The sequence below is a fragment of the Metabacillus litoralis genome (assembly GCF_020524045.1).
Lineage (GTDB): Bacteria > Bacillota > Bacilli > Bacillales > Bacillaceae > Metabacillus > Metabacillus litoralis_C.
Genome location: NZ_JAIVKL010000006.1, coordinates 25,797 through 39,559 on the forward strand (window position 1 = coordinate 25,797; position 13,763 = coordinate 39,559).

At 35.4% G+C, this 13,763-nt stretch carries 12 protein-coding genes; all 12 read left to right on the forward strand.

Annotated features, from left to right (window positions below):
* Nucleotides 1-27: 27 nt before the first annotated feature.
* A complete protein-coding gene (locus LC076_RS10780) occupies nucleotides 28-897 on the forward strand; it encodes a mechanosensitive ion channel family protein (protein WP_226668626.1) in 870 nt (289 codons plus the stop codon).
* A 16-nt stretch (nucleotides 898-913) separates the two neighbouring features.
* Complete coding sequence (locus LC076_RS10785) at nucleotides 914-1,117, forward strand: DUF951 domain-containing protein (protein WP_226668628.1); 204 nt, start codon at nucleotides 914-916, stop codon at nucleotides 1,115-1,117.
* Nucleotides 1,118-1,136: 19 nt separating this feature from the next.
* The gene (locus LC076_RS10790) at nucleotides 1,137-3,143 is read left to right on the forward strand and encodes a molybdopterin-dependent oxidoreductase (protein ID WP_226668632.1); all 2,007 of its coding nucleotides are present in this window, start codon (nucleotides 1,137-1,139) and stop codon (nucleotides 3,141-3,143) included.
* A gap of 669 nt (nucleotides 3,144-3,812) precedes the next feature.
* Nucleotides 3,813-4,913 (forward strand): redox-regulated ATPase YchF, encoded by a 1,101-nt coding sequence (gene ychF / locus LC076_RS10795; RefSeq protein ID WP_226668644.1) that lies wholly within the window; start codon nucleotides 3,813-3,815, stop codon nucleotides 4,911-4,913.
* 438 nt (nucleotides 4,914-5,351) lie between these two features.
* Complete coding sequence (gene rpsF / locus LC076_RS10800; protein WP_146949878.1) at nucleotides 5,352-5,642, forward strand: 30S ribosomal protein S6; 291 nt, start codon at nucleotides 5,352-5,354, stop codon at nucleotides 5,640-5,642.
* Between the two features lie 39 nt (nucleotides 5,643-5,681).
* Nucleotides 5,682-6,215: a single-stranded DNA-binding protein gene (gene ssb / locus LC076_RS10805; RefSeq protein WP_226668648.1), complete on the forward strand. Its 534-nt coding sequence runs from the start codon at nucleotides 5,682-5,684 to the stop codon at nucleotides 6,213-6,215.
* A gap of 46 nt (nucleotides 6,216-6,261) precedes the next feature.
* Nucleotides 6,262-6,501 carry a 30S ribosomal protein S18 gene (gene rpsR / locus LC076_RS10810; RefSeq protein ID WP_026561616.1) on the forward strand — a complete coding sequence of 80 codons (240 nt, stop codon included), beginning with the start codon at nucleotides 6,262-6,264 and terminating at the stop codon, nucleotides 6,499-6,501.
* 547 nt (nucleotides 6,502-7,048) lie between these two features.
* Nucleotides 7,049-7,990 (forward strand): YybS family protein, encoded by a 942-nt coding sequence (locus LC076_RS10815; RefSeq protein WP_226668653.1) that lies wholly within the window; start codon nucleotides 7,049-7,051, stop codon nucleotides 7,988-7,990.
* 30 nt (nucleotides 7,991-8,020) lie between these two features.
* Nucleotides 8,021-9,994 carry a DHH family phosphoesterase gene (locus LC076_RS10820; RefSeq protein ID WP_226668656.1) on the forward strand — a complete coding sequence of 658 codons (1,974 nt, stop codon included), beginning with the start codon at nucleotides 8,021-8,023 and terminating at the stop codon, nucleotides 9,992-9,994.
* The gene (rplI, locus tag LC076_RS10825) at nucleotides 9,991-10,434 is read left to right on the forward strand and encodes a 50S ribosomal protein L9 (RefSeq protein WP_226668659.1); all 444 of its coding nucleotides are present in this window, start codon (nucleotides 9,991-9,993) and stop codon (nucleotides 10,432-10,434) included. The genes LC076_RS10820 and rplI overlap by 4 nt, the downstream gene beginning before the upstream one ends.
* 195 nt (nucleotides 10,435-10,629) lie before the next feature.
* Nucleotides 10,630-11,991 (forward strand): replicative DNA helicase, encoded by a 1,362-nt coding sequence (gene dnaB / locus LC076_RS10830; RefSeq protein ID WP_226669325.1) that lies wholly within the window; start codon nucleotides 10,630-10,632, stop codon nucleotides 11,989-11,991.
* A 411-nt stretch (nucleotides 11,992-12,402) separates the two neighbouring features.
* Entirely contained in the window at nucleotides 12,403-13,689 is a 1,287-nt protein-coding gene (locus tag LC076_RS10835; protein WP_226668662.1) for an adenylosuccinate synthase, read from the forward strand.
* The last annotated feature ends 74 nt before the right edge of the window (nucleotides 13,690-13,763 follow it).

Genomic DNA, 13,763 nt, shown 5'->3' on the forward strand with positions numbered 1-13,763 from the left:
TAAGTTTATGAGAAAAAGGTGAATGGTATGGATTTTATTAATGACCTATGGAATGGCTTTTATGAGTACATTACAGATGCCGAGCTATGGATCAGTTTCGGACAAGGTTTATTGAAGATTGTTCTTATCTTTATTGTAGCGAGTATCTTTATTCGAATTGGAAGAATAGCGATTAGAAAGGTATTTTTATTCCGCGGTAAATCTCCCATCCGAATTTCCGAGAGAAGAGAGAATACTCTTTCAAAACTATTGGAAAATATTTTAACCTATGTTATTTATTTTGTTGTGATTATTATGGTTTTAGAGACATTAGGTATTAATGTAGGTGCTTTACTTGCCGGTGCTGGAATTATTGGTCTTGCTGTAGGTTTTGGTGCACAGAACTTAGTAAAGGACATAATCACTGGATTTTTTATTATCTTTGAAGATCAGTTTTCAGTAGGTGATTTTATTAGAGTATCTACCTTTGAGGGAACAGTTGAAGAAATTGGTTTACGTACAACAAAAATTAAAAGCTGGACAGGCGAATTGCATATTTTACCTAATGGTAGCATTACTGAAGTGACTAATTATTCTATTCACAATAGTATTGCAGTTGTCGATATTAGTATTTCCTATGAAAGTGATATTCCAGAGGCTGAACGTGTGATTCAGGAATTATTAACAGAAATTCCTGATAAATATGAGGATGTCGTAACACCACCTGAGTTGTTAGGTGTTCAAACTCTAGGAGCTTCAGAGGTGATTTTACGTGTCATTTGTGAAGTTGAACCTATGCGTCACTTCCATATATCACGAATGCTTAGAAAAGATATTAAGATTTGTCTAGATGAAATGGGTATAGAAATTCCTTATCCAAGAATTGTGATGTACAACAGAAAAGAAGAGGCTAGTTAAGTAAGGAGGATATGTAATGGATAAAGAATTTGGTTTACACGATATAGTTGAAATGAAAAAACAGCATCCATGTGGAACAAACAAATGGAAAATTATTCGTATGGGCATGGATGTTAGAATAAAATGCCTTGGCTGTGAGCACAGTGTGTTAATTCCTCGAAAAGAGTTTGCAAGAAAAATGAAAAAAATGCTTGTTAAACATGAGGAACCAGCTGAATAAAAGATGGGGGGCAGAGTAAATGAAGCAAATTGTAAAATCTTCTTGCCCTTTAAACTGTTGGGATAGCTGCGGGTTTGACGTAACAGTTGAAAATGGAAAAGTAGTTAAGATAGATGGAGATAAAGATCATCCCATTACTCAAGGGAAAATTTGTGGTAGAGGTAGAATGCTCGAGACGAAGACAAATAGTCCAGAGCGTCTAACAGTACCATTAAAGAAAATAAATGGACAATTCACTGAAATAACTTGGGCGCAAGCATTGGATGAGATTGCTGATATAATGCTTGAGCTTAAGAAAAAGTATGGATCAACGTCAGTGCTGCACAGTCATGACTATGCTAATAATGGACTTTTAAAAAATTTGGATAAACGCTTCTTTAATTGCTATGGAGGTGTAACTAGTTTAGTAGGAAGTATTTGTTGGGGTTCAGGAATTGAAGCTCAAACTTGGGATTTTGGTAGCTCTGATAGTCATGGACCAGATGATATTTATAATAGTAAACATATTGTCATTTGGGGAAGAAATGTTGCGCGAACAAACATGCATCTTTTCAATCATTTACAAGAAGCAAAGAAGAATGGTAGTACAATAACAGTTATTGATCCAATCTTTAATGCAACGGCGAAAATAGCAGACAAATACATGTCAATCAAGCCAGGTATGGATGGTTTAGTGGCAATTGGAATAATGAAATATATCATTGAACAAAACAATCATGATGATATGTTTATTAAGAATTATACAGTTGGATTCTCAGATCTACTTGATTTATTGGATCATTTTACATTAGAAGAAATTCTTGATAAAACCGAACTATCTTATCAAGATCTACAGTATCTAGCAAGCATTTATTGTGATGGTCCAACCTCCACATTTTTAGGATTAGGGATGCAAAGATATGCCAATGGTGGGAATACAATCAGACTAATTGATGCTCTAGTAGCAATTAGTGGAAATGTTGGGATTGCTGGTGGAGGAGCTAACTTTGGTAATATTCAAGTGGGTAAAAATTTTAACATGAGTGCTCTGACTCTGCCTGATAAAGCAAAGTCCTCAAGAAATTTTACAATGATGAAACAAGCGGATGGTATTTTAAAAGCAATCAATCCTGAAATAAAAATGATTATGGTTACTTGTGGCAATCCTCTTGTACAAGTACCTGATTCAAATAAAGTAAAAGAAGCATTCGAATCTGTCGAAACACTTATTGTCGTCGATCACTTCCTAACTGATACAGCAGAGGTGGCAGATTATGTATTACCTACAACAACTGTTTTTGAGGAAGAAGATATTTATTATGCTTCAATGTATCATCATTATGTAAATTATGGAGAAAAGCTGGTCGACCCGCCTGGTGAAGCAAAACCTGACTTATGGATTTGGACTGAGTTAGCAAAAAGACTAGGTTTTGGGAAAGAGTTTGAATTCTCAATAGATGAATTTCTAGAAATGGGAATTGCTCACCTTAGTGATCATGAGATAACAATAGAAAACTTAAAAGAACAAAAAAGATTACCATTACCAGTAAAAAATGTCCCATGGAATACAAAAGAATTTAGTACACCTAGTGGCAAATTTGAATTCACATCAACATTGGCTACGGAAAAAGGGTTCAATGGAAAACCAGCGTATTATCTTCCAAAAGAATCTAGTATTTCTAATCCAGCTCTAGCAAAAAAATACCCATATCAACTTTTATCAATACACCCTTTACGTTCAAACCACTCACAGCACTATCCATTAATCGCTGCAATGCAATCAGTAAAAATCGAAATTTCAGAAGACATTGCAAAAGATAACGAGTTAGTTGAAGGGGATACGGCAACAATTTTTAACGAAAGAGGTAGATTGTCAGGTGTGATTAAGATCCTAAAAAAAGCTCATCCGAAAACAATCAATGTTGATGAAGGACAATGGCATAAATTTGGTGGATCAGTAAATCTCCTAACGCCAGATCATGACTCGGATAATGGACAAGGTAGTGTGTTATACGATTGTTTGGTGAACATTGAGAAAAATGAATAAAATTAAAAATGAAGAGGAGCTTACCAAAGGCTCTTCTTTTATTATGTCATTTTATATGATCATTAGACTTCCCCGATAGCTATGCACTTGTTGTGGCTTCCTTTACTTTGATTAGGAAAACCACACTGATCTTCCGTTGAACAGCTGTGTTTGATTAATCTTGTTTTCGTAAAGCTATTTTCGTAAACTTTGGTGCTTCAACAACTCTATGTAGATAGCACTGTATAAAGAATATTGGAGTCTTTGCTTCCTAGATACCTATCTTTTATTCTATAAAAATAATGTTTCGACGATATTGTTATGTCCATTAACCAGAATGTTTTAGAAAGGTGATGTTTAAGCTTAAAGTTGATTTTTTAGCACTTTGTTGATTGGAGTGAAAGGTATGAGACTCCTGCGGGAGAAGCGTGTCAAAGGGAGACCCCACAGGCGCTTGCGCCGAGGAGGCTCCCGGACCGCCCGCGGAAAGCGAATGCCTGTAACGGAAATCAACAACAAAGTTTGAGCCTTTCTACTAAACAAATTGAGTTAATAAATCCATGTTATATGTCTCTATTAGGTGATGAAATATAGATGATCTGCTTGTTTTTTATGTGTTTACTATCTATAATTGTTGAAGGTTGAAAAGAAATCGGACAAACTATTTGTATTAGATAGAGGAGTGGGAACATGGCATTAACTGCAGGAATTGTAGGTCTTCCTAACGTTGGAAAATCAACATTATTTAACGCAATTACACAAGCTGGTGCAGAATCAGCAAACTATCCATTTTGTACAATCGATCCAAACGTTGGGATTGTAGAAGTACCGGATGAAAGATTACAAAAATTAACTGAGCTTGTAAAACCTAAAAAAACAATACCTACTGCATTTGAATTCACTGATATTGCCGGAATTGTTAAGGGTGCTAGTAAAGGTGAAGGTTTAGGAAATAAATTCTTATCACATATTCGTCAGGTTGATGCAATTTGTCATGTTGTACGTTGTTTTGCTGATGATAATATTACTCACGTATCTGGTAAGGTTGATCCAATCTCAGATATTGAAACAATTAACTTAGAGTTAATATTAGCTGATTTAGAAACAGTTGATAAACGCTTAGATCGTGTTGCTAAGCTTGCAAAACAAAAAGAAAAAACGGCTGTATTTGAGCATGATATTTTAGTTAGCTTAAAAGAAGCTTTTGAAGATGAAAAGCCAGCTCGTTCTTTAGAGCTAAATGAAGAACAACAAAAATATGTTAAGCAGCTTCATTTACTAACAAGTAAACCTGTTTTATATGCAGCGAATGTGAGTGAAGATGAAGTAGCAGATGCATCAGACAATGAATATGTTCAAAAAGTTCGCGAATTTGCTGCTGGAGAAAATGCAGAGGTTATTGTTGTATGTGCGAAAATTGAATCTGAAATTGCTGAGCTTGATGGCGAAGAAAAGGCAATGTTCCTAGAAGAGCTTGGAATTGAAGAATCAGGATTAGATCAGTTAATTAAAGCCTCATACCATTTGTTAGGCTTAGCAACGTACTTTACTGCAGGTGAGCAAGAAGTTCGTGCTTGGACATTCACAAAAGGTATGAAAGCACCTCAATGTGCTGGCATTATTCATACAGATTTTGAAAGAGGGTTTATTCGAGCTGAAACTGTTTCATACGATGACTTGTTAACAGCTAAAACAATGGGAGCTGCCCGTGAAGCTGGTAAAGTGCGTCTTGAAGGTAAAGAGTATATCGTTAAAGATGGAGATGTTATTCATTTTAGATTTAATGTATAAGATCTTTTCTTAAATATTGTAATTTTCACAAATGCTTGTCAGATCTAAACGGCCGCTTGCGCTTTTCGATTGTCTAGCTCCAGCGGCCAGTGACTAATGAACTTCACACTTCTCCTTATGATAAGTCAACATCGAATCGCTGACGCTCTTCGTGTTTCCTTTATCTCATTCGAAGTGCTCCAGTTCATACGTCACTAAACGGCCGCTTGCGCTTTTCGTTGTCTAGCTCCAGCGTCCAGGTCCTCGAGGTCATAAGCCAATTTGGAATTGAAGGTAAAGAGCACCTTCGATTCCAAATCGTCTTATGCTTGTCGGACCTAACAAGCCGCTTGCGCTTTTCGTATTCATTTGTTATAATTCTATATTGTGAGTAAATTATTTTAATAATTGCTCCTTGCCCGAATGAGGGCCGTTTAGACCAAAAGGAGGTGTAAGATGATGAGAAAGTACGAAGTTATGTACATCATCCGTCCAAATATCGAAGATGAAGCTAAAAAAGCTTTAGTTGAGCGTTTCAATAACGTTTTAGCTGATAATGGTGCGGAAGTTACAGAAGCGAAAGAGTGGGGCAAACGTCGCCTAGCTTACGAAATCAATGATTTACGTGATGGCTACTACATGCTTCTTCAAGTTAATGCTGAAGCTGCTGCTGTTCAAGAATTCGATCGTTTAGCGAAAATTAGCGAAGATATCATTCGCCATATCGTTATTAAAAAAGAAGATAAATAATATAAAGTTAGATAAGATATTCAAAAAAGGATGATTTTGATGTTGAATCGAGTAGTTTTAGTCGGAAGACTTACAAAAGATCCAGAGCTACGTTACACACCAAGCGGAGTAGCTGTTGCTACATTTACTTTAGCAGTAAACCGAACGTTTACTAATAACCAAGGTGAAAGAGAAGCTGACTTTCTTAACTGTGTGATTTGGCGTAAACAAGCTGAAAACGTTGCGAACTTCCTTAAAAAAGGTAGCTTAGCAGGTGTTGATGGACGTTTACAATCACGTAGTTATGAAGATCAAACTGGGAAACGCGTATTTGTTACAGAAGTTGTTGCGGAAAGTGTTCAGTTCCTTGAGCCAAGATCTGCAAGTGGCGGAGGTAACAACAACAATAACTACAACAACAACAATAATAACAATTCGGGTGGGTATCCAGGTAATTCTGGTAATCAAAATCCTTTCGGTTCAGATCAAAATCAAAACCAACAGCGTAATCAGGGTCGTACAAGCTTTGATGATGATCCGTTTGCTAATGATGGAAAACCTATTGATATATCTGATGATGACTTACCGTTTTAATACAATATATGTTTCTACATTCAAATAAGAAGGGAGGAAATTGAAAATGGCAGGTGGACGTAAAGGTGGACGTGCGAAACGTCGTAAGGTGTGTTTCTTCACATCAAACGGTATCACACACATCGATTATAAAGATGTAGATTTACTTAAAAAGTTCGTATCTGAGCGTGGTAAAATTTTACCTCGTCGTGTAACAGGTACTAGCGCAAAATATCAACGTAAATTGACTGTAGCTATTAAAAGAGCTCGTCAAATGGCATTATTACCATATGTTGCTGGTGAATAATCAATAAAAAGCACAGAGGAGAATTTTCCTATCTGTGCTTTTTTCAATTAAATGATGATTATTTAAGGTCTTTTCTGAAGGCTCTTTTCTCAAAGATTGTTGCTAATATGCCCTAATAATCTGTTTAAAACTGTGTGTTTAACGCTAAAAGGTATTTAAAGAAGAAAAGATGCCACTAGACTGCATACAGTGAGGTTTCCTTTAGGTTATTAAAAGCAACAAAGTTTACGAAAACAGCCTTTCTAAAAGATTGTTGTTAATTGACGTTTATATCTTTTAGAACCAGTGTATTATCGGGTAAAAGGTCCGATCTGTAGAAGAAAAGATGCCACTAGACTTTATACAGTGTTGTTTCCATCAGAATTCTAAAACAACAAAGTTTGCGAAATCAGCCCTATTTTTAAAAACAAATTTTACATATATCAAATAAAAATTAGTTTGAATGAAATACTAGGTATGAATAAATGGTTTATGCACTGATGTTGATTAGCAGTAGGTGAGTTTAACAGAACCAGTCATACAAGTAAATCTAAAAGGGGAGGACAATGTGCGGAGACTTCATGTGATCACAGAAGGAGCTATTTTATTAGCCATTTTTTTAGTTTTAATGCTTTTTACAAATTACGCGCCAATTATAGGTTCTTTATTACACTTTGTTCTTCCTTTACCATTTTTACTTTTTGCGATAAGACATAAAGTCACTGATGGACTACTATTATTTTTCGCCGGCTGTATTCTTTCCTTATTATTCGGCTCGATTACAAATATCTTACTTGTGCTCATTTTTGGTTTGAGTGGATTAATAATGGGGATATCTTATAAAAGAAACCAGCCTATAGGGGCATTAATTGTTGGCAGTTTAACTTATACAATAAGTTTGCTACTAGCTTATATTGGAACAATTGTTTTTCTTAAGATTGATTTAATAAAAGATACTGTTTCTATTTTAGAGCAATCAATGCTTCAATCAAAATCAATTTTAACAAAATTTAATTCAAGTGAAGAGCTAACAAAGCAATATAAACAGTTAGAACAGGGTATAGAACTAATACCAACGATATCTCCAACGATCTTTGTAGCAACAGCTATTAGTTTTGCTGTGTTGACTCATGTTATTAGCATGCCTATTCTAAGAAGACTGAGAATAAAAGTGCAAGCTTTAACACCATTTAGAGAGTGGAAATTGCCACTAAGTATTGTTTGGTATTATTTAATTGTTTCAATTTTACTTATATTTAACCCTGATAAAGATTCCTTCTATTTTATGGCTATAATAAATCTCTACATTATTTTACAGATAATTATTCTTATCCAAGGATATTCATTTGTTTTTTATTATTGTTATATAAAAGGATTGTCAAAATCAATACCAGTTATTATTGTCATTGTATCACTCCTATTACCATTACTTCTTTATATTATAAGAATCTTAGGTATAATTGATATAAGCTTTCCTCTACGTAGTAAAATATCAAAAGGTAAGATGTGATTCACTGTTGCGAGGAGTTGATAAAAACGAATGCCAACCTTTTATGAAAAACCATTAATCCGTTATCCTATTTATGCATTAATAAGTGTAACAGTGATAGCTGTCATTCTTCTGTTTTTATTTAATTGGATTATCGGTTTAGTCTTGACCATGTTCCTATTGGTTGCCTTGTATGTTATTAGAAAAGCTATTATCGAATTTAAACTTGAAATGCAAGGTTATATTACTACTCTTTCTTATCGTCTTAAAAAGGTCGGTGAGGAAGCATTAATGGAAATGCCAATTGGAATTCTCTTATATAATGATCAATTTCAGATTGAATGGTCTAATCCATTTATGACTTCTTGTTTTGATGAAGACACTTTAGTGGGGAGGTCTCTTTATGATGTAGCAGATTCTCTCGCACCGTTAATCAAACAAGAAATAGAGTCAGAAACAATTGCTTTATTTGATCGGGAATTTAAAGTGATTATTAAAAGAGATGAACGGTTATTATACTTTTTTGACGTAACTGAGCAAATTGAAATTGAAAAGCAATATGAAGATGAACGCACTGTACTTGCATTCATATTTTTAGACAATTATGATGAAGTAACACAAGGTATGGATGATCAAACTAGAAGTGTCATAAATAGTGAAGTGACTTCTTTATTAAATAAATGGGCAAAGGATTACGGGGTATTTTTAAAAAGAGTTTCATCAGAGCGTTTTCTAGCTGTCTTAAATGAAGATATTCTAACTAAACTTGAAAAAACAAAGTTTTCTATTCTTGATGAAGTTCGTGAAAAGACAACAATGCAAAATGTTTCATTAACATTAAGTATTGGAGTTGGAACAGGAGTATCTTCTTTACAAGATTTGGGTGGTTTAGCTCAATCAGGGTTAGATCTTGCCTTAGGGCGCGGTGGAGATCAGGTTGCAATTAAACAAACTAGTGGGAAAGTTAAGTTTTTCGGGGGAAAAACGAATCCAGTAGAAAAGCGTACAAGAGTACGTGCGCGAGTTATTTCACATGCATTAAGGGAAATTGTGCTTGAGAGTGACAAAGTAATGATTATGGGTCATAGATTTCCTGATATGGATGCTGTAGGCTCTGCGATAGGTATTTTAAAGGTTGCACAGGTAAATGGGAAAGAAGGATTTATTGTTTTAGATCCTAACACACTTGATTCAGGTGTTGAGCAGCTTCTTATTGAGTTGAAAAAACATCCTGATTTATGGTCTAGATTTATTACACCAGAACAGTCTCTTGAAATTATGACAGATGAAACATTACTCATCGTTGTTGATACACATAAACCTTCTTTAGTGATTGATGAACGTTTACTTATAAGAAGTGAAAATGTCATAGTCATTGACCATCATAGACGTGGGGAGGAATTTATTAAAGATCCTATTCTTGTCTATATGGAACCATATGCTTCCTCAACGGCTGAACTTGTGACAGAGCTGTTAGAATATCAACCAAAAAGTCTTAAAATGAATATGATTGAGGCAACTTCATTACTTGCAGGTATTATCGTTGATACAAAAAGCTTCACATTACGTACAGGTTCACGTACATTTGATGCAGCATCTTATTTAAGAGCAAAAGGTGCAGATACAGTTTTAGTCCAAAAGTTCCTAAAAGAAGATATTCATCATTATGTGAAGCGAGCTAGACTTATTCAAAATGCATCGATATACAAAGATGGAATCGCGATTACCGTTGCTCAGGATAAGGAGCATCATGACCAAGTGATTATCGCCCAGGCGGCAGACACATTGTTAACAATGAATGGAGTAGATGCTTCCTTTGTTATAGCGTACCGAGATGAAAACTGTATAAGTGTGAGTGCTAGATCGTTGGGTGATATTAATGTCCAAATCATTATGGAAGCACTAGATGGAGGCGGACATTTAACAAATGCGGCAACCCAATTAGTCAATGTTACGCTAGAAGAAGCAGTAGAAAAATTAAAAGTAGTTCTAGAGGATTATCTTGAAGGAGGAACCAAATCATGAAAGTTATCTTTTTAAAGGATGTTAAAGGAAAAGGAAAAAAAGGTGAAGTGAAAAATGTAGCAGCTGGTTATGCACATAATTTTCTTATTAAACAAGGCTTTGCGGTTGAAGCAACAGGTGCAAATGTAAGCTCTTTAAATGCTCAAAAGAAAAAACAAGAACAAGAATTAATTGAAGAACTAGAGCAAATGCAACAGCTTAAAATAGATTTAGAGAAATTAACAGTTGAAATTCAGGCTAAATCTGGTGAAGGTGGTCGTTTATTTGGTTCAGTTACAAGTAAGCAGATTGCAGATGAGTTAAAAAAGACACATAATATCAAGCTAGACAAACGTAAACTTGATCTACCAGACGGAATAAGAGCACTAGGTTTTACGAATGTTCCTGCTAAGCTACATCCAGAAGTAACAGCAACAATTAAGGTACATGTAAAAGAATAGTAAATGTTGGAGAATCATGTGGTTTGGTGGAAAGAGTGAAATTTATCTTGAAGCTTTGCCACATTTTTTTTATGCTTAGTACTTAAGAATCTTTCAAAAGATGATATAGTAATTGTAAGATGTGAAGTATTTGTGCATGTCACTTTTCTTAGAGATTGCTAGTAATTATTATTAATATAAAGGACGGTGGTCATCATAAACGAGCTACTTGGTGATCGTATTCCACCACAAAATATAGAAGCAGAGCAGGCTGTCTTAGGTGCAATCTTCCTACAACCAGCTTCTCTTACATTAGCATCAGAGCTATTGATTCCAGAAGATTTCTATCGAGCAGCACATCAGAAAATATATAATGCGATGCTTGATTTATCTGATAAAGGTGAACCTGTTGATTTAGTAACAGTGACATCAGAGCTTGCAGATGTAAACCTATTAGAAGAAGTAGGTGGAGTTTCATATTTAAGTGATTTGGCAAACTCTGTTCCAACAGCAGCCAATATTGAATACTATGGAAAAATTGTTGAAGAAAAATCTATTTTACGTCGGTTAATACGAACAGCAACGACCATTGCCCAAGATGGCTATAGTCGAGAAGATGAAGTCGAGGTTTTATTAAACGAAGCAGAAAAAACAATCATGGAAGTTGCACAGCGTAAAAATGCAGGTGCCTTCCAAAATATAAAAGACGTACTTGTCCAAACATACGATAATATCGAATTGCTACATGATAACAAAGGCGATGTTACGGGAATTCCTACTGGATTTACCGAGCTTGATAGAATGACAGCAGGATTTCAACGAAACGATCTTATTATCGTAGCAGCCCGACCTTCAGTTGGTAAAACAGCATTCGCCTTAAATATTGCACAAAACGTTGCAACGAAGACAGAAGAAAATGTTGCAATTTTTAGTCTTGAGATGGGTGCAGATCAGCTTGTAATGAGGATGTTATGTGCTGAGGGTAACATTGATGCACAAAGGTTAAGAACAGGTTCATTAACACCTGAAGACTGGGGAAAGCTTACGATGGCCATGGGTAGTCTATCAGACTCTGGAATTTATATTGATGATACACCGGGTATAAGAGTAAGTGAAATTCGTGCAAAATGTCGTCGTTTAAAGCAAGAAACTGGGTTAGGTATGATCTTGATTGATTATCTACAATTAATTCAAGGTTCAGGTCGTTCAGATAATCGTCAGCAAGAGGTATCAGAAATCTCTCGTACACTTAAAGAGTTAGCACGTGAGCTTAAAGTGCCTGTAATAGCCCTATCTCAGCTTTCACGTGGTGTTGAGCAACGACAGGACAAACGACCAATGATGTCTGATATTCGTGAATCTGGATCGATTGAGCAGGATGCCGATATCGTTGCCTTCTTATATCGTGATGATTATTATGATAAAGAATCAGAGAATAAGAACATCATTGAAATTATCATTGCTAAACAGCGTAATGGTCCTGTTGGTACCGTAGCACTAGCTTTCGTAAAAGAATATAATAAATTCGTAAATCTGGAGCGGCGTTTTGATGATGCAGGTGTTCCAGCAGGTGCTTAGAGAAAGATCGCGATGGCGGTCTTTTTTTGTGCAAAAAAATCTATAAGTTGTAATTAAATCTTTTTTGAATCTTTGACTTTGTTAGTAGTGAACTAGCTTTTTAAAAAATATAAATCAATATATGCTAATCCTGCACTTTAAAGTCTTGTCTAAAAATATAAAAAATCATCATACTAAGAGTGTTTAAAGCTATTAGCAATTTATAGCGTCATTCGAAAATAGAACCCTAGCCTAAAAAACAGAAAAAGTAGCTATTTTAGAATAACACTGAGCTTTAATGAATAAAAAAGTAAAATATACGAACGAACAGCGGATCTCTTTTTATTAATGTTCGTATTTCAATTGACTTTCCTCATTTACACTGTTAAAATAAACATGTTTGAATAGTGCGAAATCACGGAGGTGCACGGAATGTCTTCAGTAGTAGTCGTTGGAACACAGTGGGGAGATGAAGGAAAGGGAAAAATAACAGATTTCCTTTCTGAAAATGCAGAGGTAATTGCCCGTTATCAAGGTGGGAATAATGCAGGACATACAATTAAATTCGATGGAGAAACATACAAGCTTCATTTAATTCCATCAGGGATTTTCTATAAAGATAAAATTAGTGTGATTGGTAATGGGATGGTTGTTGATCCTAAAGCACTTGTTAAAGAGCTTGCTTACCTTCATGACCGTGGAGTGACAACTGAAAATTTACGTATAAGCAATCGCGCACATGTTATTCTTCCATATCACTTAAAGTTAGATGAAGTTGAGGAAGAAAGAAAAGGTGCAAACAAAATAGGTACAACGAAAAAAGGAATCGGTCCAGCATACATGGATAAAGCAGCACGTGTTGGAATCCGTATCTCAGATTTATTAGAATATGATACATTTGAAGAAAAACTAACTCGTGCTTTACAAGAAAAAAACCGCCTTCTAGAGAAATTCTATGAAGTAGAAGGTTTTACAGTTGAGGAAATATTAGAAGAATACTATGAATATGGACAGCAGTTTAAAAAATATGTAATTGATACATCTGTTGTTTTAAACAATGCATTAGACGAAGGTCGTCGTGTTCTTTTTGAAGGAGCACAAGGTGTTATGCTAGATATTGACCAAGGTACATATCCTTTTGTCACTTCATCTAACCCAGTGGCAGGTGGAGTAACAATTGGTTCTGGAGTAGGTCCAACGAAAATCAATCATGTTGTTGGTGTTTCTAAGGCGTACACAACTCGTGTTGGTGATGGTCCTTTCCCAACAGAACTGAACAACGAGATTGGTGATCAAATTCGCGAGGTAGGAAAAGAATACGGTACGACAACAGGGCGCCCACGTCGTGTAGGTTGGTTTGATAGTGTCGTTGTTCGTCATGCAAGAAGAGTTAGTGGATTAACTGATCTTTCACTTAATTCTATTGATGTTTTAACGGGTATCGAAACATTGAAAATTTGTGTTGCTTACAAATATAAGGGTGAAACGATCAATGAATATCCTGCTAGCTTAAAGGTTCTTGCAGAATGTGAGCCAGTTTATGAAGAACTACCAGGCTGGAAAGAGGATATCACAAGTGTTCGTAACTTAAGTGAATTACCTGATAATGCGAGACATTATATCGAGCGTATTTCACAGTTAACAGGTATTCCACTATCGATTTTCTCTGTAGGACCAGATCGTTCACAAACAAATGTCATACGCAGTGTATATAGCTAAGAGCTTTAAATAAATGAGAAGGGTGAGTGTTCACTTCTTCTCATTTTTTTATTGATTGGCTCTGTTAAACTTTG

Bases quoted from the DNA above. Each gene is read 5' to 3' on its own strand.
- LC076_RS10785 (WP_226668628.1), top strand. From the start codon at position 914: ATGGATAAAGAATTTGGTTTACACGATATAGTTGAAATGAAAAAACAG.
- rplI (WP_226668659.1), top strand. From the start codon at position 9,991: ATGAAAGTTATCTTTTTAAAGGATGTTAAAGGAAAAGGAAAAAAAGGT.
- ssb (WP_226668648.1), top strand. From the start codon at position 5,682: ATGTTGAATCGAGTAGTTTTAGTCGGAAGACTTACAAAAGATCCAGAG.
- LC076_RS10790 (WP_226668632.1), top strand. From the start codon at position 1,137: ATGAAGCAAATTGTAAAATCTTCTTGCCCTTTAAACTGTTGGGATAGC.
- rpsR (WP_026561616.1), top strand. From the start codon at position 6,262: ATGGCAGGTGGACGTAAAGGTGGACGTGCGAAACGTCGTAAGGTGTGT.
- LC076_RS10780 (WP_226668626.1), top strand. From the start codon at position 28: ATGGATTTTATTAATGACCTATGGAATGGCTTTTATGAGTACATTACA.
- ychF (WP_226668644.1), top strand. From the start codon at position 3,813: ATGGCATTAACTGCAGGAATTGTAGGTCTTCCTAACGTTGGAAAATCA.
- LC076_RS10820 (WP_226668656.1), top strand. From the start codon at position 8,021: ATGCCAACCTTTTATGAAAAACCATTAATCCGTTATCCTATTTATGCA.
- LC076_RS10835 (WP_226668662.1), top strand. From the start codon at position 12,403: ATGTCTTCAGTAGTAGTCGTTGGAACACAGTGGGGAGATGAAGGAAAG.
- rpsF (WP_146949878.1), top strand. From the start codon at position 5,352: ATGAGAAAGTACGAAGTTATGTACATCATCCGTCCAAATATCGAAGAT.